The sequence below is a fragment of the Streptosporangium canum genome (assembly GCF_900113865.1).
In the GTDB taxonomy this organism is placed as follows: domain Bacteria; phylum Actinomycetota; class Actinomycetes; order Streptosporangiales; family Streptosporangiaceae; genus Streptosporangium; species Streptosporangium canum.
Window position 1 is genome coordinate 1 of record NZ_FOQY01000081.1, and the last position, 1,919, is coordinate 1,919.

The window sequence follows — 1,919 nt, forward strand, 5'->3', positions numbered from 1 at the left end:
CCCCGACCAGCGCCCCGGCGAACCGCCAGCCGAACGGGGTCATGCCGAACAGCTGCTCGCCCACACCGATCATCCACTTGCCCAGCGGCGGATGGGCGACGTACAGCGGGCAGGGATCGGCCTCGGGCTGGGGGCACCTGACCCAGATGTCGGTGTCGCCGGCGATGAGCATCCGGTCGGCGATCGGGTTCTCCACCGTGCCGAGCGAGGCACGTTCCACACCGTAGGTGATCAGCGCGAACGCGTCCTTGACGTAGAACGTCTCGTCGAACACGACCGCGTGCGGGCGTCCCAGGCCGGCGAACCGCAGGATCGCCCCGAACCCGGCGACCAGCAGTGGACCCAGCCAGCCCCATAGGACATTTCCCGGCATAGGCGGCAACAGCCGATTCCGCGTTGATCCCATTCGGGAAATTATGGGGACAATCCAGCCCTGATGGGGCGCACAATACAGATCACTTTTGGATCTTTCGCGTTCTCCGCCTCCGGGAGCTCAGCCGCGATGGACCGCGTCGTAGAGATCGCGCTTGGGGATTCCCGCCGCCTTGGCGACGTCGACGATCGCCTGCTTCCTGGGCACCCCCGTCTCCGCGCGGCGGGCGACCTCGGCGACCAGGTCCTCGATGACCGGCGGCAGGTTCTCCGGGACGTGCCCGGCGACGACCACGGTGATCTCCCCCTTGACACCCTTGGCCGCCCATTCGGCCAGCTCGCCCAGGCCGCCCCGCCGTACCTCCTCGTAGGTCTTGGTGAGCTCCCGGCAGACCGCCGCGGGGCGGTCGGCGCCGAGCGCCTCGGCCATCGCCGCCAGCCCGGCCTGCAGCCGGTGCGGCGCCTCGAAGAACACCATCGTGCGCTCCTCCCCGGCCAGGGCGTCCAGCCTGCGGGCACGCTCACCGGGCTTGCGCGGCAGGAAACCCTCGAAGCAGAAACGGTCACTTGGCAGGCCGGAGACGGCCAGCGCGGTGGTGACCGCGGACGGGCCGGGCAGCGAGGTGACCGTGATCCCGGCCTCCACGGCCAGATGGGTCAGGCGGTAGCCGGGGTCGGAGACGCCGGGCATGCCCGCGTCGGTGATGATCAGAACGGTCCTGCCGTCCTGGAGGGCCTGCAGGAGCTCGGCCGCCCGGCCGGCCTCGTTGGCGTCGTAGTAGGAGACGACCCTGCCCCTGATCTCCGCGCCCAGCTCGCCGGCCAGCCGGCGCAGGCGGCGGGTGTCCTCGGCCGCGACCACGTCGGCGGTCTCCAACGCCGCACGCAACCGGGGCGAGGCGTCCCCCACCTGCCCGATCGGAGCCCCCGCCAGCACCAGCCTGCCGTTGTCCATCACGGTGCCATCCTCCCCCATCGCCGATGAGATCCCGCCCCAAGGGGGGTTTCATCGCGGGGAGAAGTTCCCTAATTAGGCACGTAGGCGGTGTTTCTTGGGGTGCCCGGTTGGAGGGCCCCGTACGATGTCCGGGTGGCCGTGACCGACTTCACCAACCAGGCGTCCGAGCAGCCGGAGCCCCCGCCGGACGGCGAATCGGCGAGCTCCGTGCGAGACCGGCTGGTGCCGCCGATGCGCGGCAGCGCCCTCTGGGGCTGGCTGGGGCCGCTGCTGGTGGCGGCGTTCGGGGCGATCCTGCGCTTCACCAACCTCGGGCGTCCGAACGCGGTCATGTTCGACGAGACGTACTACGCCAAGGACGCATGGGCGCTGATCAACTTCGGCGCCGAGCGGAACGCGCTCAAGGACGCCGACAAGCTCCTGATGCAGAAGAGCACGGAGATCTGGCAGCAGTGCGCGCCGGCCGAGATCGACAAGTGCGCCTCCTACGTGGTCCATCCGCCGCTGGGCAAGTGGATGATCGGTGTGGGCGAGCAGCTGTTCGGCATGACCCCGTTCGGCTGGCGGTTCGCCGGGGCGCTGGTCGGGG

The 1,919-nt window shown here is 70.2% G+C and carries 1 protein-coding gene and 2 pseudogenes; 1 reads left to right on the plus strand and 2 read right to left on the minus strand.

The genetic code is table 11. The features are described from left to right. Together BM085_RS42475 and rsmI are read right to left on the minus strand one after the other, a co-directional pair. Window positions 1–373 (minus strand): annotated as a pseudogene (locus tag BM085_RS42475) (phospholipid carrier-dependent glycosyltransferase); the annotation flags it as partial. Between the two features lie 120 nt (window positions 374–493). After that, entirely contained in the window at window positions 494–1,327 is an 834-nt protein-coding gene (rsmI, locus tag BM085_RS42480; protein ID WP_245790022.1) for a 16S rRNA (cytidine(1402)-2'-O)-methyltransferase, read from the minus strand. A gap of 135 nt (window positions 1,328–1,462) precedes the next feature. On the opposite strand from rsmI, the pseudogene BM085_RS42485 reads away from it, so the two are divergent. Continuing rightward, window positions 1,463–1,919 (plus strand): annotated as a pseudogene (locus BM085_RS42485) (phospholipid carrier-dependent glycosyltransferase); the annotation flags it as partial.